Annotated in this window: 17 protein-coding genes; 4 read left to right on the forward strand and 13 right to left on the reverse strand. The window is 64.2% G+C overall.

Features of this window, described 5'->3' with window-relative positions:
- Positions 1-31: 31 nt before the first annotated feature.
- From infB to rimP, 5 genes are all read right to left on the reverse strand, one after another.
- Positions 32-2,638 carry a translation initiation factor IF-2 gene (gene infB / locus CJD35_RS01250; RefSeq protein ID WP_086485748.1) on the reverse strand — a complete coding sequence of 869 codons (2,607 nt, stop codon included), beginning with the start codon at positions 2,636-2,638 and terminating at the stop codon, positions 32-34.
- Between the two features lie 10 nt (positions 2,639-2,648).
- The gene (locus tag CJD35_RS01255; protein WP_017184175.1) at positions 2,649-3,362 is read right to left on the reverse strand and encodes a DUF448 domain-containing protein; all 714 of its coding nucleotides are present in this window, start codon (positions 3,360-3,362) and stop codon (positions 2,649-2,651) included.
- 63 nt (positions 3,363-3,425) lie between these two features.
- Positions 3,426-3,662, reverse strand: coding sequence for a tautomerase family protein (locus tag CJD35_RS01260; RefSeq protein WP_017184174.1), 237 nt, complete (start codon positions 3,660-3,662; stop codon positions 3,426-3,428).
- Positions 3,663-3,668: 6 nt separating this feature from the next.
- Positions 3,669-5,267, reverse strand: a complete 1,599-nt coding sequence (gene nusA, locus CJD35_RS01265) for a transcription termination factor NusA (RefSeq protein WP_017184173.1) — start codon at positions 5,265-5,267, stop codon at positions 3,669-3,671.
- An 11-nt stretch (positions 5,268-5,278) separates the two neighbouring features.
- Complete coding sequence (gene rimP / locus CJD35_RS01270) at positions 5,279-5,803, reverse strand: ribosome maturation protein RimP (protein WP_017184172.1); 525 nt, start codon at positions 5,801-5,803, stop codon at positions 5,279-5,281.
- 269 nt (positions 5,804-6,072) lie between these two features.
- Between rimP and CJD35_RS01275 the strand changes: the two genes are divergently transcribed.
- Positions 6,073-7,206, forward strand: coding sequence for a PQQ-dependent sugar dehydrogenase (locus CJD35_RS01275; protein ID WP_017184171.1), 1,134 nt, complete (start codon positions 6,073-6,075; stop codon positions 7,204-7,206).
- Between the two features lie 91 nt (positions 7,207-7,297).
- Here CJD35_RS01275 and CJD35_RS01280 read toward each other — a convergent pair whose 3' ends face one another.
- The 3 genes from CJD35_RS01280 to tpiA form a co-directional block, all read right to left on the reverse strand.
- A complete protein-coding gene (locus tag CJD35_RS01280; protein WP_017184170.1) occupies positions 7,298-8,929 on the reverse strand; it encodes a CTP synthase in 1,632 nt (543 codons plus the stop codon).
- A 90-nt stretch (positions 8,930-9,019) separates the two neighbouring features.
- On the reverse strand, positions 9,020-9,376 hold the full coding sequence (gene secG / locus CJD35_RS01285) for a preprotein translocase subunit SecG (protein ID WP_017184169.1): 357 nt from the start codon (positions 9,374-9,376) through the stop codon (positions 9,020-9,022).
- A gap of 185 nt (positions 9,377-9,561) precedes the next feature.
- Positions 9,562-10,302: a triose-phosphate isomerase gene (gene tpiA / locus CJD35_RS01290; RefSeq protein ID WP_017184168.1), complete on the reverse strand. Its 741-nt coding sequence runs from the start codon at positions 10,300-10,302 to the stop codon at positions 9,562-9,564.
- A gap of 169 nt (positions 10,303-10,471) precedes the next feature.
- On the opposite strand from tpiA, the gene CJD35_RS01295 reads away from it, so the two are divergent.
- Together CJD35_RS01295 and trpE are read left to right on the forward strand one after the other, a co-directional pair.
- Positions 10,472-12,424 carry a peptidylprolyl isomerase gene (locus CJD35_RS01295; protein ID WP_017184167.1) on the forward strand — a complete coding sequence of 651 codons (1,953 nt, stop codon included), beginning with the start codon at positions 10,472-10,474 and terminating at the stop codon, positions 12,422-12,424.
- A 1-nt stretch (position 12,425) separates the two neighbouring features.
- Positions 12,426-13,955, forward strand: a complete 1,530-nt coding sequence (gene trpE, locus CJD35_RS01300) for an anthranilate synthase component I (protein WP_017184166.1) — start codon at positions 12,426-12,428, stop codon at positions 13,953-13,955.
- A gap of 111 nt (positions 13,956-14,066) precedes the next feature.
- Here the strand turns inward: trpE and CJD35_RS01305 are convergent, their stop codons facing one another.
- From CJD35_RS01305 to CJD35_RS01315, 3 genes are read right to left on the reverse strand one after another with little or no spacing between them, the layout of a single operon-like run.
- Positions 14,067-14,792 (reverse strand): extensin-like domain-containing protein, encoded by a 726-nt coding sequence (locus CJD35_RS01305; protein WP_017184165.1) that lies wholly within the window; start codon positions 14,790-14,792, stop codon positions 14,067-14,069.
- Between the two features lie 3 nt (positions 14,793-14,795).
- The gene (locus tag CJD35_RS01310) at positions 14,796-15,590 is read right to left on the reverse strand and encodes an NUDIX hydrolase (RefSeq protein ID WP_095686741.1); all 795 of its coding nucleotides are present in this window, start codon (positions 15,588-15,590) and stop codon (positions 14,796-14,798) included.
- A 55-nt stretch (positions 15,591-15,645) separates the two neighbouring features.
- Positions 15,646-16,521 (reverse strand): LysR family transcriptional regulator, encoded by an 876-nt coding sequence (locus CJD35_RS01315; protein WP_017184163.1) that lies wholly within the window; start codon positions 16,519-16,521, stop codon positions 15,646-15,648.
- A gap of 106 nt (positions 16,522-16,627) precedes the next feature.
- Here CJD35_RS01315 and ilvD point away from each other — a divergent pair, with 106 nt between their 5' ends.
- Positions 16,628-18,475: a dihydroxy-acid dehydratase gene (gene ilvD, locus CJD35_RS01320; protein ID WP_017184162.1), complete on the forward strand. Its 1,848-nt coding sequence runs from the start codon at positions 16,628-16,630 to the stop codon at positions 18,473-18,475.
- Positions 18,476-18,653: 178 nt separating this feature from the next.
- Here the strand turns inward: ilvD and CJD35_RS01325 are convergent, their stop codons facing one another.
- Both CJD35_RS01325 and fghA read right to left on the reverse strand, forming a co-directional pair.
- Positions 18,654-19,049 carry a ketosteroid isomerase-related protein gene (locus tag CJD35_RS01325; RefSeq protein WP_086485749.1) on the reverse strand — a complete coding sequence of 132 codons (396 nt, stop codon included), beginning with the start codon at positions 19,047-19,049 and terminating at the stop codon, positions 18,654-18,656.
- Positions 19,046-19,891, reverse strand: a complete 846-nt coding sequence (gene fghA / locus CJD35_RS01330; protein ID WP_026002577.1) for an S-formylglutathione hydrolase — start codon at positions 19,889-19,891, stop codon at positions 19,046-19,048. Before fghA ends, CJD35_RS01325 begins: the two co-directional genes overlap by 4 nt.
- Position 19,892: the final 1 nt, after the last annotated feature.

Below are 19,892 nucleotides of genomic sequence, written 5' to 3' on the forward strand. Positions count from 1 at the left end.
CCCGACCAAAGCCGGGGCCATGTCTTTCCTATCACAGCGTGCGGACGCGTTCCTCGACCTCGAACAGTTCGAGCGTATCGCCCGGCTTGATGTCGTTGGTGTCCTGCAACACGGCGCCGCATTCCATGCCGGCGCGCACTTCGGACACATCGTCCTTGAAGCGGCGCAGCGAGTGGATGACCGTCTTGGACACGATGACATCGTCGCGGGTAAGGCGCGCATTGAGCCCCTTGCGGATGACGCCTTCCTTGACCAGAAGCCCGGCCGCCTTGTCCTTCTTGCCCGCAGGGAACACCTGCAACACTTCGGCGCGACCCACGATCGTTTCGATGCGTTCGGGGGCCAGCTGACCCGCCATTTCATTGCGCACTTCTTCGAGCAGGTCGTAGATCACGTCATAATAGCGCAGCGAGATTTTCTCGCGGATCGCCAGCGGACGCGCCTTGGCATTGGGACGGACGTTGAAACCGATCAGCGGCGCGCGGCTGGCCGATGCCAGCGTAACGTCGCTTTCGGTGATCGCACCCACGCCGGAGCTCAGGATACGCACCTTGATCTCGTCGGTCGAAATGCGGTTCAGCGCATTGACGATCGCTTCGACCGAACCCTGCACGTCGCCACGAATGACCACCGGATATTCGATGACCTTCGTGCTCAATGCCGAGAACATATTTTCAAAGTTCGTCGGCACCGATGCGGTGCGCTTGCGGGTGATCTGTTCCTGACGATAGGCGGCAACCTCACGAGCGCGCGCTTCATTTTCCACGACCGTCATCTGGTCGCCTGCCATCGGCACGCCAGACAGGCCCAGCACCTCGACCGGGACCGAAGGACCGGCGGACTTGACCTGCTGGCCCTTGTCATTGACCAGCGCACGCACCTTGCCGCTTTCCGCGCCGATGACGAACGTGTCGCCGACCTTGAGCGTACCGCGACGCACCAGCACGGTGGCGACAGCGCCACGGCCCTTGTCGAGCTGCGCCTCGATCACATTGCCTTCGGCGGCGCGATCGGGGTTGGCGGTCAGTTCCATCAGCTCGGCCTGGAGCAGTATCTTCTCGATCAGCTCGTCCAGCCCGGTCTTCTTGAGCGCGGATACCTGCACGTCCTGCACGTCGCCGCCCATATCCTCGACCACGATTTCATGTTCGAGCAGGCGCTCACGCACCTTTTGCGGGTTGGCTTCGGGCTTGTCGCACTTGTTGATAGCCACGATCATCGGCACGCCGGCCGCCTTGGTATGATTGATCGCCTCGATCGTCTGCGGCATCAGCCCGTCGTCGGCCGCCACCACCAGAATGACGATGTCGGTCACGTTCGCACCGCGTGCGCGCATTTCCGAAAAAGCCTCATGGCCCGGCGTGTCGAGGAAGGTGATGATGTCGCCGCCCTTGGTCGTCACCTGATAGGCGCCGATATGCTGGGTGATGCCGCCGCTTTCGCCCGCGACCACATCGGTCCCGCGCAGCGCGTCGAGCAGGCTGGTCTTGCCATGGTCGACATGGCCCATGATCGTCACGACAGGCGCGCGCACCTTGAGCGATTCGACCGGATCGACATCGCCTTCGATGCCGATTTCGACGTCGGCTTCGGACACGCGCTGGATGCGGTGGCCGAATTCCTCGACCAGCAGTTCGGCGGTATCCTGATCGATCGACTGGTTGAGCGTGACCGCCTGACCCATCTTGAACAGCGACTTGACCAGGTCCGCGCCCTTTTCGGCCATACGGTTGGCCAGTTCCTGCACGGTGATGACTTCTGGCACCACCACGTCGCGCGACTGCTTTTCGCGCGTCTTGGAGCCACCGGCATAATGGGCGCGGCGTTCCTTTTCACGCGCGCGCTTGAGCGCAGCGAGGCTGCGGGCGCGGGCGCTGTCGTCATCGGCCAGCGCCTTGGTGACGGTCAGCTTGCCAGCCTGGCGACGATTATCCTCGCCCCGTTTGGCGCGTTCGGGCTTGGCCGGTTCGGGCCGCTTGATCGGGGTGACCGGGGTGAAGCGACGCGGCGGCGGCGGCGCGGCAGTGGTGGCTGCGGGCTGCTCGTCCGTCGGTGCAGCCGCTTCGGGCGCGGCGGCGCTGTCCTGCGGCGCAGCGGCGGCGGGTGCTTCGGCTGCTGGCGCCGCTTCGGGAGCCTTGGCTTCTTCGACAGCGGGCGCGGACGCGGCAGCTTCGGCAGCCTGGCGATTTTCCTCGGCCCGGCGCTTTTCATCTTCGGCAGCCGCTATGCGCTCGGCCGCTTCGCGACGGCGCGCTTCCTCCAGCGCGTTCATGCGCGCCTCTTCTGCTTCGCGCAGCAGCTTGGCCTGCAATTCCTGACGCGACATCAGGCTTTGCGGCGGCGACTGGCGCGCGGGGGCAGGCTGCGGCGCGCGCTGCTGCTGCGGCGGTGGGGCGGCGGGACGGGGCGCTGCGGGCGCGGGAGCGGCGGGCACCGGATCGGCCTGTGGCGCAGCAGCGGGCGCAGCGCCGGCGGCTTCGCCCGGCTTGCCCAGGACGCGGCGCCGCTTCACCTCAACCACGACCGTATTCTTGCGGCCATGGCTGAACTGCTGCTGCACCTGGCCGGATTCCACGGTCCGCTTGATGCCCAGCGGCTTGCGGCCCAGAACCGGCTTGTCTTCCTTGCTGTCACTCATACGACTGAACTTAACCCTTCACTTCATCACCGGCCGGTGCAGGCACCGACGCATCATTCCATGCAATCTCGGCACCCTGCGCAGCGGAGGATCGCTCCTCCGCCTGCGCGGGCGCCTCGATAACGCAACCCAGATAGCTTTCCAAGCGGCCCAGGGCCGCACGCAGGCGCAATGCCGCGCGCGAGTCGGTCACCGCAACATGGACGACATTATCGCGCCCCATTGCCATAGATAGGGCCTCGCGGTCCACAGGCAAGACGATACCTGCAAGATCGCTGCCTTCCGCTTCCTGCCCGACGCGCAGCGCCTGGTCCAGCTTGCGATTGCCATCGGCCGCCGCATCGGCGGCATGGAGCAGCAATTTGACCAGCCCCTTGCGGCACGCAGTATCGATTTTTTCCGAACCTGTGAGCAGCATGGAGGCGCGCGCCTCCAGCCCCAGACGGCTGAGCAGATCCTGCCGCAACGCCTGTTCGATCTGTTCGGGCAGGTCCGCCTCGATCTGAAGCGCCCCGTCCTTGAAGGAACGCGCGATCGCGCCCTTGAGCTTGCCCTTGGCGAGCGCGGTTTCCAGCTCGGCCCGGCTGACGCCGATCCAGGCGCCCCGCCCCGGCGCCTTGGCGCGGACGTCGGGCAGCACCTGCCCGTCCGGTCCGATCGCCAGGCGGATCAGCGTTTCAGGGTCGGCGCGGTCGCCGGTCAATATGCATTTGCGTTCGGTCATGCGTGCCCCTCCGCCAAAACGGATGGACTGGCAACCCCAACGCTATTGGATAGGCCTAAACGCTCATCGGGGAGTGTCCGCAGCAATGGCGTCCTCCCTATGAGAGGGCGCTGGTGCGCGGTCGGCCAAAAGCTGCCCGCCCGCCGCGTAATTTTCCAGGCTCAGTTCGGTGATATTGATCTGCACGGCAGCCGCCGGCTTCCCCAGCCGCTCAACGAGCGACTGGGTGATGTCGGCGACCAGCGCGGCTTTCTGCTCGCGCGTGACGCTACCGGCCAGACGAATATCAACGAACGGCATGGCGGATCAGGCTTCCTCGTTCTCGAGCCCCGACGCGGATGCGTCATCTTCAAACCAATGCGCGCGGGCGGCCATGATGATCTCATTGCCCTGCTCGTCCGACAGGCCATAGGCGGCCAAAATGCCACCCTTGTCCTCGGCGCTTTCGGTCTTGCGGCGGCGCTGGTCGACGCGCTTCTTCTGCACCAGTTCGTCGGTGGCAAGGTCTGCCAGATCGTCGAGCGTCTTGATGCCCGCCTTGCCCAGCGTCACCAGCATCGCTTCGGTAAGGTGCGGCATGTCGGCCAGGGCATCCTCGACGCCCAGAGCCTGCCGTTCTTCCCGCGACGCTGCTTCGCGCCGCTCCAGCGCCTCAAGCGCGCGGCTCTGCAATTCGCCCGCCAGATCATCGTCAAAGCCTTCGATCGAGGCCAGTTCGTCAATGCTGACATAGGCGACTTCTTCCAGCTCGCCAAAGCCCTCGGCCACCAGCAGCTGCGACAGCGTCTCGTCCACGTCCAGTTCGTTCTGGAACATTTCGGACCGGGTGACGAATTCCTTCTGCCGCTTCTCGCTGGCGTCGGCTTCGGTCATGATGTCGATCGCCTTGCCGGTCAGCTGGCTGGCGAGGCGGACATTCTGGCCGCGACGACCGATGGCGAGCGACAGCTGATCGTCGGGAACGACGACTTCGATCCGCTCTTCTTCCTCGTCGATCAGCACGCGGCTGACCTGGGCGGGCTGAAGCGCGTTGACGACGAAGGTTGCCGTATCTTCCGACCAAGGGATGATGTCGATCTTTTCGCCCTGCATTTCCTGCACGACGGCCTGCACGCGGCTGCCCTTCATGCCGACGCAGGCGCCGACCGGATCGATGCTCGAATCGCGGCTGATCACGCCGATCTTGGCGCGGCTGCCCGGATCGCGCGCGGCGGCCATGATGGTGATGACGCCATCATAGATTTCGGGCACTTCCTGCGCGAACAGCTTTTTCATGAATTCGGGGTGCGCGCGGGACAGGAAAATCTGCGGCCCGCGATTTTCGCGGCGCACGTTCAGCACGACCGACCGGATGCGATCGCCAACGCGGACGACTTCGCGCGGGATCTGCTGGTCGCGGCGGATGACGCCTTCGGCCCGGCCCAGATTGACGACAACATGGCCGAACTCGACCGATTTCACGACGCCGGTGATGATTTCACCCACGCGGTCCTTGAATTCCTCATACTGACGCTCGCGCTCGGCATCGCGGACCTTCTGGAAGATCACCTGCTTGGCCGACTGGGCGTCGATGCGGCCCAGGTCGATGGGGGGCAGCGGATCGACGATGAAATCGCCGACGACTGCGCCCTTCTGCAACTTTTGCGCGGCCTTGATGTCGACCTGCTTGAAATAATCCTCGACCACATCGACCACTTCGACGACGCGCCACAGGCGCAGGTCGCCGCTGTCGGGGTCCAGCTTGGCGCGAATGTCATTCTCGGCGCCGTAACGCGCCCGCGCAGCGCGCTGGATCGCGTCCTCCATCGCCTCGATGACGATCGCCTTGTCGATCATCTTTTCGCTGGCCACCGAATTGGCGATGGCGATCAGTTCGGCCCGGTTGGCGGAAATGGCGTTTGCCATGGAAAGAACCCTTATCCTTCGGTTTCGATATCGTCCGCACCCTCGGCAGAGAGCGGCATGGTAGCATTAATCAGCGCGTCCGTCAGCACCAGCTTGGCAGTGTCGATCAGGCCAAAGGGGATGACGACATGCCCGACCTTGGTATCCTTGAACCCAATATTCTCGCCCTCGACCGGGCCAAGCACGCCCTTGAACGTCTTGCGATTGTCGATCGGCTCGGTCACCGTGATCCGCGCTTCGAACCCGCCCCATTCGACAAAATCGTGCAGGCGGGTGAGCGGACGGTCGATCCCCGGCGAACTGACCTCCAGCCGATAGGCTTCCTCGATCGGATCAACCTCATCGAACAGGTCCGACAGGCGGCGCGAGATCGTCATGCAATCGTCGATCACCAGCTGCCGCGTTTCCCTACGCTCGGCCATGATCTGAAGCGTGAGCTCATCGCCCTGCCCAAACAGCTTCACCCGCACAAGGTCAAAGCCCAAAGCCTTCACCTCCGGTTCGATCAGCGCAGTCAGTGCGGCGATGTCCGCCATGCAATCTCCAGACTATATAAACCCGCCGCTGCCGCAGGCGGTGTGCCTGCGACCCTGACATGTTTGACGATGTAAGGAAGCAGGCGTCATATAGGCAGGCCGCCGATAATCTGCAACATTATTCGTTCTGCTGTATTCTAACCGTTCGGGCTGAGCGAAGTCGAAGCCCTCCACCGAACGAAGAGAGGTGCTTCGCCATGCTCAGCATAGCCCTTCGACTTCGCTCAGAGCCTGCCCCCGGCTTGATCGGGGGGCGAACGGAGAAAAGCGTGACCCGAAGCTTTATCGCTACCCTGCCCCTTATCCTCATTGCCTGTTCGGCCGACAATGCCACCGGCCAGAATGCCGCCACGCCGGACAAGCCGTTCAAGGTCGCGACCATCGCCGACTTCGACGCCCCCTGGGCCATGACGTTCCTGCCCGACGGGCGCACGCTGGTGACGGAAAAGGCGGGCGAGATGATCCTGTTCGATCCGAAAAACGGCACCAAAATTCCGGTCGCGGGCATCCCAGCGGTCGACAGCGCTGGTCAGGGCGCGCTGATGGACGTCGTCCTCTCCCCCCATTTCGCGCAGGACAAGACTGTCTATTTCAGCTTTTCCGAAAGCCGCGACGGGGTGAAGGGCGTGGCGCTGGCCAAGGGCGCCTTTGACCAGGCCAGCGACGGGACGACCCGGCTGGACGGCGTTCAGGTCATTTTCCGCGCCAGCCCCTATGTCGATGGCAATGGCCATTATTCGGGCCGCATCGCCTTTTCGCCGGACGGCAAATATCTCTTCTTCACCAATGGCGAGCGGCAGAAATTCGATCCCGCCCAAGACCCCAAGGCCACGCTGGGCAAGGTGCTGCGCCTCAATCTGGACGGCACGCCCGCAGCAGGCAATCCGCTTGCCGCTCAGGGGTTTAACCCGGCGATCTGGTCCTATGGCCATCGCAACCTGCTCGGCATCGCCTTCGACAAGGATGGGCGCCTGTGGGAACAGGAAATGGGGCCAAAGGGCGGGGACGAAGTGAACCTCGTCAAACCGGGCCTCAACTATGGCTATCCCAAAGTATCGAACGGCGACCATTATGATGGCAAGCCGATTCCCGACCATGCACCGGGCGACGGATTTGAAGCGCCCAAGGTCAGCTGGAACCCTGTCATCTCACCGGCGGGGCTGCTCTATTATACCGGCGACCTCTTCCCGCAATGGAAGAACAGCCTCTTCATCGGCGGTCTGTCGAGCCAGAGCCTGGTCCGCGTAAAGCTGGACGGCGATAACGCTGCCAAGGCCGACCAGTGGGACATGGGCGCCCGGATCCGCGAAGTGGAACAGGGGCCGGACGGCGCGCTCTGGCTGCTGGAGGATGGCGACCGGGGATCGCAGGGCCGGATGCTGAAACTGACGCCTGCGGGGTGAAACGCCACATGTCATGCTGACGAACGTCAGCATCCAGGGCGGCACAAACCCGCCCTGGATGCCGGGTCAGGCCCGGCATGACGACGGATAATTACACCAACCGGCTCTGCTTGACCGCCGCTTCGATGAAGCTGGCGAACAGCGGGTGCGGGTCGAACGGCTTGCTCTTGAGTTCCGGGTGGAATTGCACGCCGACAAACCAGGGATGGTCGGGGCGTTCGACGATTTCGGGCAGCGTGCCGTCGGGCGACATGCCGGAAAAAATCAGCCCGCCCTTTTCCAGCCGCTCGCGATAGCCGGCATTGACCTCATAGCGATGGCGATGCCGCTCGCTGATCTCGTCCGCGCCATAAATGCCCGCGACCACGCTGTTGCCGGTCAGTTTCGCGGGATAGGCGCCCAGCCGCATCGTGCCGCCCAGATCGGTCTCGGCGGTGCGCTTCTGCAAGCCTTCCGCGCTCATCCATTCGGTGATGAGGCCGACGACCGGCTCCGACGTTTCGCCAAATTCGGTGGTCGAAGCATCCGCTATGCCCGCCGTATTGCGCGCACCCTCGATGCAGGCCATCTGCATTCCCAGGCAAATGCCGAAAAATGGCACATTGCGTTCACGCGCGAATCTGACGCTGGCGATCTTGCCTTCCGACCCGCGCACGCCAAAGCCGCCGGGGACCAGAATGCCGTGCATCGGCTCCAGGAACGCGGCGACATCGTCGCCCTTCTCGAACAGTTCGGCGTCGATCCACTTGATCTTCACCTTCACCCGATTGGCAAAACCGCCATGGGTCAGCGCCTCGTGCAGCGATTTGTAGGCGTCGGGCAGGCCGACATATTTGCCGACCACGCCGATCGTGACCTCGCCTTCCGGATTCTGCTGCCGGTCCATGATGTCGTCCCACCGCTCCAGCGACGGCATCGGCGACCCTTCGATGCCAAAGGCGCGCAGCACTTCGGCGTCCAGACCTTCGGCATGATATTGCGCGGGCACCGCATAGATGCTGGTGGCGTCGAGCGCGGGGATGACGGCTTCGGGCCGCACATTGCAGAACAGCGCGATCTTGCGCCGTTCGCCTTCGGGCAAAGGCTGTTCGCAGCGGCACAGCAAAATGTCGGGCTGAATGCCCAGCGACGTCAGTTCGCGCACGCTATGCTGGGTCGGCTTGGTCTTGAGCTCACCTGCCGCCGCAATATAGGGCACCAGCGTCACATGGACGAAGATCGACTGGCCGCGGTCCAGATCATTATGCAGCTGGCGAATCGCCTCCATGAAAGGCAGCGATTCGATGTCGCCCACCGTGCCGCCAATCTCGCACAGCACGAAATCAATATCGTCGGTATCGGCCAGCGCGAACGCCTTGATCTCGTCGGTGACGTGCGGAATGACCTGCACCGTCGCGCCCAGATAGTCGCCGCGCCGTTCCTTGGTGATGATCGTCTGATAGACGCGGCCCTGCGTCACATTGTCGCTCTGGCGCGCGGAAACGCCGGTAAAGCGCTCATAATGGCCCAGATCCAGGTCAGTCTCAGCCCCGTCGTCGGTCACATAGACTTCGCCATGCTGATAGGGCGACATCGTGCCCGGATCGACGTTCAGATAGGGATCGAACTTGCGGATTCGCACGCGATAGCCCCGCGCCTGCAACAGCGCTGCCAGGGATGCAGCCATCAGGCCTTTACCAAGCGAGGAGACCACGCCGCCGGTGATGAAAATATACCGCGTCATGGGAGAAGAGGCCTAGCCTTTCAGAACAACAAAGAGCAAGCGCGCGAATCCACGCGCGCTCAAAAAATATTGGAAATGTCGGTGAACGGGTTAGTTGGCGAGCGGAACGGCGCTGTTGCCAGCCGCATTCGCCGCACCCGCCAGCGGGTCAGCGCTGGTGGCCGGCGCGTTCTGCGTGACCGGCGCCTGCTTGACCAGCGACGTGTCGATGTCGCTGGGCGCATGACGCACCGACGCGATCACCGCCATGACAATGGACAAAGTGACGAAGATCGTCGCCAGCACCGTGGTCGATCGCGTCAGGAAATCCGCCGCGCCGCGCGCCGACATGAAGCCCGCCGGGCTACCGCCAACGCCCAGCCCGCCGCCTTCCGACTTCTGCATCAGGATGACGGTAACCAGCAGGGCGGCGATGATCGCCTGCACGACGAGAAGAAAAGTGAACATGCGACGGGTTCTGTCCGGAAATGGGATATGTTGCCGCGCACATAGCGACGAAGCGTCGCGGGGGCAACCATTGCGCGTGGCGTCTTTGGCTTAACACACCATCCGTTCGCTTCGAGCGCAGTCGAGAAGCCGCACAAATAGCGCCAGCGTTTCTCGACTTCGCTCGAAACGAACGGAGGTTGGGATTAATCAGCAGCCGCGATGATCGGCGCGAACTTGTCCGCCGTCAGGCTGGCCCCGCCGACCAGCCCGCCATCGACATCGGCGATTCCCATCAATTCCGCGGCATTGTCACCATTCATCGATCCGCCATAGAGAATACGCATCCCCGCTGCCTCGTCGCCGATCCGGCTGGCCAGCGCATCCCGCAACGCCCGGTGCATCGCGTCGACCGCCTCCATTGTCGGTATCCGCCCGGTGCCGATCGCCCAAATCGGTTCATAGGCGATCGCCAGCCAGTCGGCCGCCGCGCCTTCTGGCAGCGACGCCAGCAACTGCGCCGAAACGACCGCCTCGGCATCGCCCGCGTCGCGCACGTCCAGGCTTTCACCCACGCACAATATCACCTTCAGGCCCGCCGCCTTTGCCGCCAGCGCCTTGGCCGCCACATCAGCATCGCTCTCGCCCTGGTCCTGCCGCCGCTCGCTATGACCAACGATTGTCCAGCCTGCCCCCGCTTCGGCCAGCATCGCGCCGGACAGGCAGCCGGTATGGGCGCCGCTGGCGTTCATGTGGCAATCCTGCGCCCCGATAAAGGCACCGCCCCGAACCTGCGCCGCCGCCGCGATCAAAGTCGCTGGCACGCATAGTCCAACATCCACCCCCTGATGATTGGCCGCGATGCCGCCAATCGCTTCGACTTCGCCCAGATGCGCCTTAAGGCCGTTCATCTTCCAGTTGCCGACGACAAGTTTACGCCTGTTCATGGATTATATTTCCCCATATTTGTTTTTGCTGCACGCGTGGTCGCGATGAACGGGGCGGGTGCATTTGTCCAGACTGGCTGCGCCAGACATTGCATGACCGTGGGCGCTTGCCGCCGCGCCTATACCGCCTTAAAGCGACCGCCATCACGCCCGCTGTTCGGACATTTTCATGCTTGCTGTCTTTCGCCGCTTCACTCGCTCCCGGTTCGGCGCGGTCTTTGCGATCCTCTTCCTGGCCGTCATCGCCGGCGCCTTCATCCTGGGCGACCTGTCCAACGGCCAGTTCGGCAGCACCCTGCGCGGCAGCGGCGGCACGGCGGCCAAGGCTGGCGGCCACAGCCTGTCGCAAAGCGAAGTGCAGGATCGCATCCAGCGCGTCTATGAAAATGCCCGCAGGTCCAATCCCGCTTTGACGATCGGCGAATTCTTCGCACAGGGCGGCGCGACACAGGTATTCGACCAGTTGGTCGCATCGCTGACGCTGCGCGCCTTTGCCGACGATCAGGGCGTGCATATTTCCAAGCGGCTGGTGGATGCCCAGATTGCGCAGATCCCCGCCTTTCAGGACGCGGCGGGCAATTTCAGCCAGGATAATTTCCGTTCGCTGCTGATCCGCGAACGCATCACCGAACAGGCGCTGCGCGATGACATCAGCCGCGAAATTCTGGAGCGCCAGTTGCTGGGTCCGGTGGGCCTTGGCGTCAAGCTCTCCGACTCGCTGGTACTGCCTTACGCATCGCTGCTGCTGGAAGCGCGGCAGGGTACGATCGCCGCGATCCCGGCGGTCGCCTTTCTGGACGACAAGGTGCCGACCGACGCGCAACTGACCGATTATTACAAGCGCAACGCGGACCGCTTCACCATCCCCGAACAGCGCCGCATCCGCTACGCGGTGATCGATGCCCAGCGGTTCGCGCAGGCTTCGCAGCCCAGCGACGCGGAAATCGCCGCCGCCTATAATCAGAACAAGGCCGCCTATGCCGCCAAGCAAAACCGCAGCGTCGAACAGCTGGTGCTGCCGACGCAGGCCGGTGCCAAGGCGATCGCCGACAAGGTGAAGGGCGGCACCGCGCTGTCCGCCGCCGCAAAGGACGCCGGCCTTGAAGCGCTGACGCTGACCGATCAAAGCCAGGCCGCTCTCACCGGGTCGGCGGGCAAGGCGGTTGCCGATGCCGCCTTTGCCGCCAAGCAGGGCGACATTGTCGGTCCCGTGCGCGGACCGCTTGGCTGGATCGTGCTGCGCGTCACCGCAATCACGCAAACCCCGGCCCGTCCGCTTGCCGCGGTACGCAGCGAGATTGTCGAGACATTGCGCGCGCAGAAGGAAAAGGCGCTGCTCACCGAACTGACCGGCAAGCTGGAGGATCAGATTGCCGATGGCGGCACCTTCGATGAAGTGGCCAAGGATAATGGCCTGAAACTCGAAACCAGCCCGCTGCTACTCGCCACCGGCAAGCAGGTCGAGGATTCGGCCTATGTCCCCTCCCCTGACCTGCAACCGCTGATCGCGCCTGCCTTCGCCATGAGCGCGGATGACGACGCGCAGCTGGTGCCGATCACCCCGGACAAACGCTATGCGCTCATCGCCCCCACTGACATCGTCGCCGCCGCGCCGCCGCCGCTGGCGAAGGTCAAGGCGCTGGTGCAGGCGCAGTACCAGCTCAACCAGGGGAATGAGAAAGCCAAGAAGGTGGCCGAGGAGATTCGTGCCAAGGTCGCCAAGGGCATGAAACTGGCCGATGCCGTCGCCGCTGTCGGCGTCAAGCTGCCCGCGCCGCAGGTGCTGGGCGGCCGCCGCGCCGACATCATGCGCGGTGAACAGCGTCCCCCCGCGGAAGTCGCCATTCTCTTCTCGATGGCCCCCAACACGGTCAAGACCCTGCCGATCGGTCAGGATCGCGGTCAGTTCGTCGTCCAGTTGAACGCGATTCAGCGCGGCGATGCCAAGGATCAGCCTGAACTGCTGAAGCAGGTACGCGATCAGCTGAGCGAAGTCGTCGGCCAGGAATATGGCCAGCAGTTCGAGCGCGCGGTCGAAAAAGAGTTGGGCGTGACCCGCAATGCCAAATCTGTGGCAGAAGCCCGCACGGCGCTGACCGCCACCAATAGCGGCGGCCAATAATATGGGCGCAACGGGCGGGGACGGCATCGCTTTCGCGCGCGCGGCGCTGGCGCGGGGCGAATCGGCGCTGGTGTGGCGGCGTCAGATTGCCGACACCGACACGCCCATTTCCGCCGCGCTCAAATTGTTCGAGGCGGATCGCGGCGACTTCCTGCTTGAATCGGTGGAGGGCGGCGCGGTGCGCGGTCGCCACAGCCTGATCGGCCTCGCCCCCGACCTCCTGTTCCGCGCCGATGGCGACAAGGCGCAGATCAACCGCCAATGGGCGACCGACCGCACTGCGTTCGAGCCGATCGAGGCCGACGCGCTGACGGCGTTGCGGGCGCTGGTCGCCGAATGCCGCGCGGAACTTGACCCCGCCCTGCCCGCCGCGCTCGCCTGCCTTGTCGGCTATTTCGGCTATGAGACGGTCGGGCTGGTCGAAAAACTGCCCCGCCCCGCGCCCAATCCTATCGCCCTGCCCGACATGCTGTTCGTGCGCCCGACCGTGATCCTGATATTCGACCGGCTGGCCGACGCCCTCTATCTCGTCGCGCCGGTGTGGAAGGGCAGCTTTACCGATGCCGAAGGCGCTGCTGATCGGGCGATCGACGCCGCGCTCGAACGGATCGACGCGACCGCCGCGCGCCTCGCCGCCCCGCTGCCCGCCACCCCCGCCCCGGCGGACATGGCCGACATCGCAGTGACCCCGGTTCTGGAGCCTGGCCGCTATGCCGCCATGGTGACCAGGGCCAAGGACTATATCGTCGCGGGCGATATTTTTCAGGTCGTCCTGGCGCAGCGTTTCACCAGCCCGTTCAGCCTGCCGCCGATCGCTCTCTATCGCGCGCTGCGGCGGATCAATCCATCGCCCTTCCTTTATTATCTCGATCTGCCAGGCTTTGCGCTGATCGGATCGTCGCCGGAAATATTGGTTCGTGCCCGTAACGGCGAAGTCACGATCCGCCCGATCGCAGGCACCCGCCCGCGCGGCAAAAACGCCGTGGAGGACGCCGCCAACCGCGAAAGCCTGTTGTCCGATCCAAAGGAACGGGCCGAACATCTGATGCTGCTGGACCTTGGCCGCAACGACGTCGGCCGCGTCGCAACGGCTGGCAGCGTGACCGTGACCGACAGCTACACCGTCGAATTCTACAGCCATGTCATGCACATCGTTTCCAACGTCGTTGGCCAGCTGGCGCCGGACAAGGATGCGATCGACGCGCTGTTTGCAGGATTTCCGGCGGGCACCGTATCGGGCGCACCCAAAGTCCGCGCGTGCGAGATCATTGCCGAACTGGAGCCTGAAACCCGCGGCGCCTATGCCGGTGGCGTCGGCTATTTCAGCCCGGACGGCAATATGGACAGCTGCATCGTCCTGCGTACCGCCGTGTTGAAAGACGGCGTCATGCATGTGCAGGCAGGGGCCGGGATCGTTGCGGATTCCACCCCCGAATATGAACAGCGCGAATGCGAAGCCAAGAGCGGCGCGCTACTGGCGGCAGCGCGTGAGGCGGTGGCGCTGGCGCGCGAAAGCGGCTTCGGCCAATAAAATCCTCACGTCATCCCAGCGAAAGCTGGGATCTCCCTTCTTTTGCTCAAGCGCCGAAAAGAAAAATGGGATGCCAGCCTTCGCTGGCATGACGTATTTAGCGGAGCAATGTCACCGGCACGCCCGCCACCCGGTCGCGCCGCGTTCCGCCTGATCCAGATGGAAATGATCGCGGTGCGCCTTGTTATAGTCGGGCGACAGTACGGTCGAAAACAGGTCGCACGCCCCGTCCCGCACCGCGCGCAGAAACTCAGCGTCCCTGGCCTTGCCCTCCCAGTCGTTCAGCACGCTGATCTGCCGCCCGTCCGCCAGGACAAAGGCAGCAATGTCGATCGCATCGGCGGTCGCATGCTCGCTGAAATCGCCAGCGCTGCGCCCGTACATCCGCCGACAGCTATAGCTGCCAAAATGCCGCAGCGAAGCGACCGGCTGGCCATAGATGCGCTGCGCGGCAGGCTGGACCACCTGCCACTCCCATAACTTGAGCGCAGCCACCACCGGGCAGGAAGGCGCGACTGCCGCCGGGGCGTAGGCCAGTGCCCCGCGTTCGGCTTTCAGCCGTACGGCATCATCATAGACGCACTGCCCCGACCCGCCCGGCTCCATCGCGCTATAGGACACGCCCGCCTGTTCCAGCAGCGCCAGACATTGCGCCCGCTCCCCCGTCAGCGCCGCCAGCTTCCGCCCGGTAAACAGGCCAATCGGCTGATCAAGATCGATCTTTGTCCAGGGCAGGTCCTGCGGCCGCTGCCGCAGCACGGCATAGGCCAGCAGGATCAGGCAGAGCAAAGCGCCCCAGAACAGGATGTGACGCAGGAACATGTGGATTTGACGCATCCCCTAACCACGCCGGACCTGCCAGAAAGGTTCCGATGTGACGGGATAGCCCAGATGATCGGGGATGCATAAATGCTGTTCGCCGTCGCGATCTTCCACCCATGGCCGCACTTTTTCAACCGGGTGGGCGGCGGCATGGGCGATCATCTCGGCATGGCTTCCCGCCAGCGCCAACCGCTCCAGATTGCGCCGGGTGGGAAAGATGATACGCCCATCCCCCGCATCGCATCGCGCCAGCGTGGCGGTGGCGCTGCTCCAGAACAGATGCACATTCTCCGTCGCGTCGGCGACGGCTTCCTGTGCGTCGGGCGCGCGCGCGATGTAAAAGCGCGTGTCATAGACCCGGATCGCCTTTTCAAACGGTGCCGGATGCCATCGGGCAAAGGGCGTCAACTGATCGAGCGCCAGCGTCAGGCCATGGCTGTCGAGCAAATCGCCCAGCATCGTCCCGGCCAGCAACCCCTGCCGCAACGACAATACCGTCGGCCCGTCGACCGCGTCCGCCAGATCCCCGTTCAGGCCCCCGATCAGGCCAACACCCAGCCCGCTTTCCTCGATCGTTTCGCGGATCGCCGCGATCCGCGCCGCGGCCTCATCCTGTTCAAGCCCATGATCGATCCGTGCCGCCAGCGCATGGTCATGCGCGTCCACCCCGCCGCCGGGAAAGACCAGCGCGCCCGCGGCAAAGGCCATGGTCGATGCCCGTTCCATCATCAATATGTCGGGCGGCCCATCGGGTCGATCGCGCACGATCACTACCGTCGCTGCGGGGCGACCTGCATCATCTTCCATTGTCATGCCCTTGCTCTACGCCCGGCGATGCCAGCCGGTAAAGCCCGCGCCAGCGATCTTCTCATGCCCCTTGTGCCAATTCCAGAAACTGGCGCAATGTCGGCGTCTCGTCCTCCCGCCGCCACGCCAGCCCGGTTTCCAGCATCGGCGGATCGCCAAGATCGGCATAGACCACGCCCGCCCGCGCCAGATTGCGCAGCGAAGCCGGAACCAGCGCTATCCCCAGCCCCGCCGACACCAGGCTGATGATCGTCTGCATCTGGATCGCCTGCTGCACGATATTGGCCTGCGCGCCGCGCGCCGCATAATAGCCGGTGACCAGATCGTGAAAGGCGGGCGCCACCGCGCGCGGGAACAGGATCAGCGGCAGCGACACGATCGCCGCCGCATCGATCGCCCCTGCCTCCACCCATTGCTCCGGCAGCGCCGCGACCAGCGGCTCGCGGATCAGGCGGCGATAGCACAGGTCCGGCGGCAAGGGCGCATCAGCGGGCGGGATCAATATGCCCGCATGCGCCTGCCCCGCCAGCAATGCCGGAATCTGCACGTCGCTGGTCGCCTCCGTCAGGCGGATTTCAACCTGCGGGAACAGCGCGGCATAGCGGCGCACCAGCGCGGGCAGCACGCTATAGTCTGCGGTGCTGACAAAGGAGAGCGCCAGATGCCCGGCCCGCCCCTCGCGCAACTGCCGCGCCGCATCCGGCAGCGCGTCGATCACGGCGATTGCCGGGCGCACCTGCTCCAGCCATTGCGCCCCGAACGGGGTCAGCGCGACCCGCCGCTTGGTCCGCGCGAACAGCGGCGCGCCCAGTTCGCGCTCCAGCATCAGGATCGACTGGCTGAGTGGTGGCTGGGTCATATGCAGCCGTTCCGCCGCCTGCCCGAAATGCAGCGTTTCGGCGACCATGACGAAATGCCGCAACTGGCGGATGTCCATATTTCATATGTCCTGCGACCTAATGGGGCATCAATAATATATTTCACACCCAAACCCAACGGGTATAGAGCCGCCCGCGAGGATTATCTTTTCAGGGACATCGACCATGCCTGCCTATCGCTCCAGAACCACCACCCATGGCCGCAACATGGCGGGCGCGCGCGGGCTGTGGCGCGCGACGGGCATGAAGGATGAGGATTTCGGCAAGCCGATCATCGCCGTGGTCAACAGCTTCACCCAGTTCGTCCCCGGCCATGTCCACCTCAAGGATCTGGGCCAGTTGGTCGCTCGCGAGATCGAGGCGGCAGGCGGTGTCGCCAAGGAATTCAACACCATCGCGGTCGATGACGGCATCGCCATGGGTCATGGCGGGATGCTCTATTCGCTCCCCAGTCGTGATCTGATCGCCGACAGCGTCGAATATATGGTCAACGCCCATTGCGCCGACGCGATGGTCTGCATCTCCAATTGCGACAAGATCACGCCCGGCATGCTGATGGCCGCGATGCGCCTCAATATCCCCGCCGTGTTCGTTTCCGGCGGGCCGATGGAAGCGGGCAAGGTCGTGATGCGCGGCAAGGAAGTGGCGCTCGACCTGGTCGACGCCATGGTCGTCGCTGCCGACGAAAGCTATACCGACGAAGAAGTCAAAACCATCGAACGTTCCGCCTGCCCCACCTGCGGGTCATGCTCTGGCATGTTCACCGCCAATTCGATGAACTGCCTGACCGAAGCGCTTGGCCTCTCGCTCCCCGGCAATGGTTCGACGCTCGCCACCCATTCCGATCGCGAACGGCTGTTCCGTGAAGCGGGCCATGTCATCGTCGATCTCGCCAAGCGCTGGTATGAACAGGATGACGCCACCGCCCTGCCGCGCACGATTGCCAGCTTCGCCGCGTTCGAAAATGCGATGAGCCTGGACATCGCCATGGGCGGCTCGACCAACACCGTGCTTCACCTTTTGGCCGCCGCCCATGAAGGCGGGGTCGATTTCACCATGGCCGACATCGACCGCCTGTCGCGCCGCGTCCCCTGCCTGTGCAAGGTCGCGCCCGCCAAGCAGGACGTGCATATGGAGGATGTGCACCGCGCCGGTGGCATCATGGCGATATTGGGCGAACTGGAGCGCGCGGGGCTGGTCGACACCAGCCTGCCGACCGTCCACGCGCCCACCATGGCCGCAGCGCTCGCCCGCTGGGATATTGGCCGCACCAATAGCGATGAAGTCCGCGCCTTCTTCCGCGCGGCGCCCGGCGGTGTCCCGACCCAGACCGCCTTCAGCCAGTCCGCTCGCTGGGAAGAACTGGACCTGGACCGCGAAACGGGCGTGATCCGCTCCGCAGACCATCCCTTCTCCAAGGATGGCGGCCTTGCCGTCCTCTATGGCAACCTTGCGCCCGAAGGCTGCATCGTCAAGACGGCGGGCGTGGACGACAGCATCCTCACTTTCCACGGCACGGCGCGCGTCTATGAAAGTCAGGACGCCTCGGTCGCGGGCATTTTGGGCAATGAGGTCAAGGCCGGCGACGTCGTCGTCATCCGCTATGAAGGGCCAAAGGGCGGGCCGGGCATGCAGGAAATGCTCTATCCGACCAGCTATCTGAAATCCAAGGGGCTGGGCAAGGCATGCGCCCTCATCACCGATGGCCGCTTTTCGGGCGGCACGTCGGGCCTGTCGATCGGCCATGTCTCGCCCGAAGCAGCCGAAGGCGGCCTGATCGCGCTGGTCCAGACCGGCGATCCGATCGTCATCGACATTCCCAATCGCGTGATCAAGCTGGACCTGGACGATGCCGTGCTGGCCGAACGCCGCGCCGAAATGGAAAAGATGGGAGCAAAGGCGTGGAAACCCTTTGGCCGCAAGCGCGACGTCTCACCGGCCCTGCGCGCCTATGCCGCCATGACCACCAACGCCGCCAAGGGCGCAGTGCGCGACGTCAGCCAGATCGAATGATCAGAAAATCCTCCCCTTTAAGGGGAGGTGGCTGGCCGCAGGCCAGACGGAGGGGTGTCCTGCTATCGATAGGGTGACACCCCTCCGTCATCGCTACGCGCTGACACCTCCCCTTACAGGGGAGGATTTTCGTGCAGGACTTGCAAAGGGTATCAATCGCTTCCCGTTATGGCGGGCCTCACCCCACCTGCGCCAGCCAGTCCGCCAGATTATAATGGTTGCTCACCCGCGCGATCCTGCCGTCGCGTATCTCGAAAAACGCGCCGACGCGCAGCCGGTATCGCTGCCCGGCTGCCGCTGGCAAATCGCCGTCGGTCACCAGATATTCGCCCTCCAGCATGAACTCCGCCGCCGCCCGCGTGCCGTCGGCCGATGTCAGGAACACAGGCTCGATCACCGTCTCGCTATAGCAGCGGTTCATATGGTCCAGAAATTCGGCAAAGGCCGCCTTGCCGTTGCGCACCGCGCCCTGGCTCGGCTCATGCACCACATCGTCGGTCAGCAGCGCCAGCATCGCGGCGCTGTCCCCGCGATTGAAGGCGGCATAATAGTCGCTCAAAACCCTATCGCTCATGCCCCTTGCCCCAATCTTTCCCCATGCCAGCGCAGATGATCCGCCATGAAGGTGGAGATGAAATAATAGCTATGGTCGTAGCCGTCCCGCACCGTCAGCGTCAGGTCGATCCCCGCCGCGTCGCAAGCCGTGCGCAGCAGGTCCGGGCGTAGTTCCTTGTCCAGAAACCCGTCCGCCCCACCCTGATCGACCAGCAATGCATCGACCCGCGCGCCATCCTCGATCAGCGCGACCGCATCATGCTTGCGCCACGCCGCCTTGTCATCGCCCAGATAGCCTGACAGCGCCTTCTGACCCCATGGCACCTGGCTTGGCGCGACGATCGGCGCAAAGGCCGACACCGCCTTGAACCGATCCGCCAGCGTCAGCCCGATCGTCAGCGCGCCATGCCCGCCCATCGAATGGCCCATGATCGACTGCCGCCCCATGTCGGCGGGAAATTCTGCTGCGATCAGCGCGGGCAGTTCTTCCGTCACATAGGACCACATCTTGTAATGCGCCGCAAAGGGTGCCTCGGTCGCATCGACGTAAAAGCCGGCACCCAGCCCGAAATCATAGGCGCCATCGGGATCGTCAGCCACGCCTTCGCCCCGCGGCGACGTGTCGGGCGCGACGAAGATCAGCCCCAGTTCGGCGCAGATCGCGCGAAACTCGCCTTTCTCTGTCACATTGGCATGGGTGCAGGTCAGGCCCGACAGATACCAGACCACCGGCAGCTTCGCCCCCGCCTCATGCGGCGGCACGAACACGGAAAAGACCATGTCCGTCCCCGTGCTGGCCGATGCATGGCGATACACGCCCTGCACGCCGCCAAAGGCGCGATTTTCCGAAACGGTCTCCACG

Source organism: Sphingobium xenophagum (assembly GCF_002288285.1).
GTDB lineage: Bacteria > Pseudomonadota > Alphaproteobacteria > Sphingomonadales > Sphingomonadaceae > Sphingobium > Sphingobium xenophagum.

Coding starts and splice junctions, on each gene's coding strand:
- infB (WP_086485748.1), bottom strand. CDS start 2,638: ATGAGTGACAGCAAGGAAGACAAGCCGGTTCTGGGCCGCAAGCCGCTG.
- CJD35_RS01255 (WP_017184175.1), bottom strand. CDS start 3,362: ATGACCGAACGCAAATGCATATTGACCGGCGACCGCGCCGACCCTGAA.
- CJD35_RS01260 (WP_017184174.1), bottom strand. CDS start 3,662: ATGCCGTTCGTTGATATTCGTCTGGCCGGTAGCGTCACGCGCGAGCAG.
- nusA (WP_017184173.1), bottom strand. CDS start 5,267: ATGGCAAACGCCATTTCCGCCAACCGGGCCGAACTGATCGCCATCGCC.
- rimP (WP_017184172.1), bottom strand. CDS start 5,803: ATGGCGGACATCGCCGCACTGACTGCGCTGATCGAACCGGAGGTGAAG.
- CJD35_RS01280 (WP_017184170.1), bottom strand. CDS start 8,929: ATGACGCGGTATATTTTCATCACCGGCGGCGTGGTCTCCTCGCTTGGT.
- secG (WP_017184169.1), bottom strand. CDS start 9,376: ATGTTCACTTTTCTTCTCGTCGTGCAGGCGATCATCGCCGCCCTGCTG.
- tpiA (WP_017184168.1), bottom strand. CDS start 10,302: ATGAACAGGCGTAAACTTGTCGTCGGCAACTGGAAGATGAACGGCCTT.
- CJD35_RS01295 (WP_017184167.1), top strand. CDS start 10,472: ATGCTTGCTGTCTTTCGCCGCTTCACTCGCTCCCGGTTCGGCGCGGTC.
- trpE (WP_017184166.1), top strand. CDS start 12,426: ATGGGCGCAACGGGCGGGGACGGCATCGCTTTCGCGCGCGCGGCGCTG.
- CJD35_RS01305 (WP_017184165.1), bottom strand. CDS start 14,792: ATGCGTCAAATCCACATGTTCCTGCGTCACATCCTGTTCTGGGGCGCT.
- CJD35_RS01310 (WP_095686741.1), bottom strand. CDS start 15,590: ATGACAATGGAAGATGATGCAGGTCGCCCCGCAGCGACGGTAGTGATC.
- CJD35_RS01315 (WP_017184163.1), bottom strand. CDS start 16,521: ATGGACATCCGCCAGTTGCGGCATTTCGTCATGGTCGCCGAAACGCTG.
- ilvD (WP_017184162.1), top strand. CDS start 16,628: ATGCCTGCCTATCGCTCCAGAACCACCACCCATGGCCGCAACATGGCG.
- CJD35_RS01325 (WP_086485749.1), bottom strand. CDS start 19,049: ATGAGCGATAGGGTTTTGAGCGACTATTATGCCGCCTTCAATCGCGGG.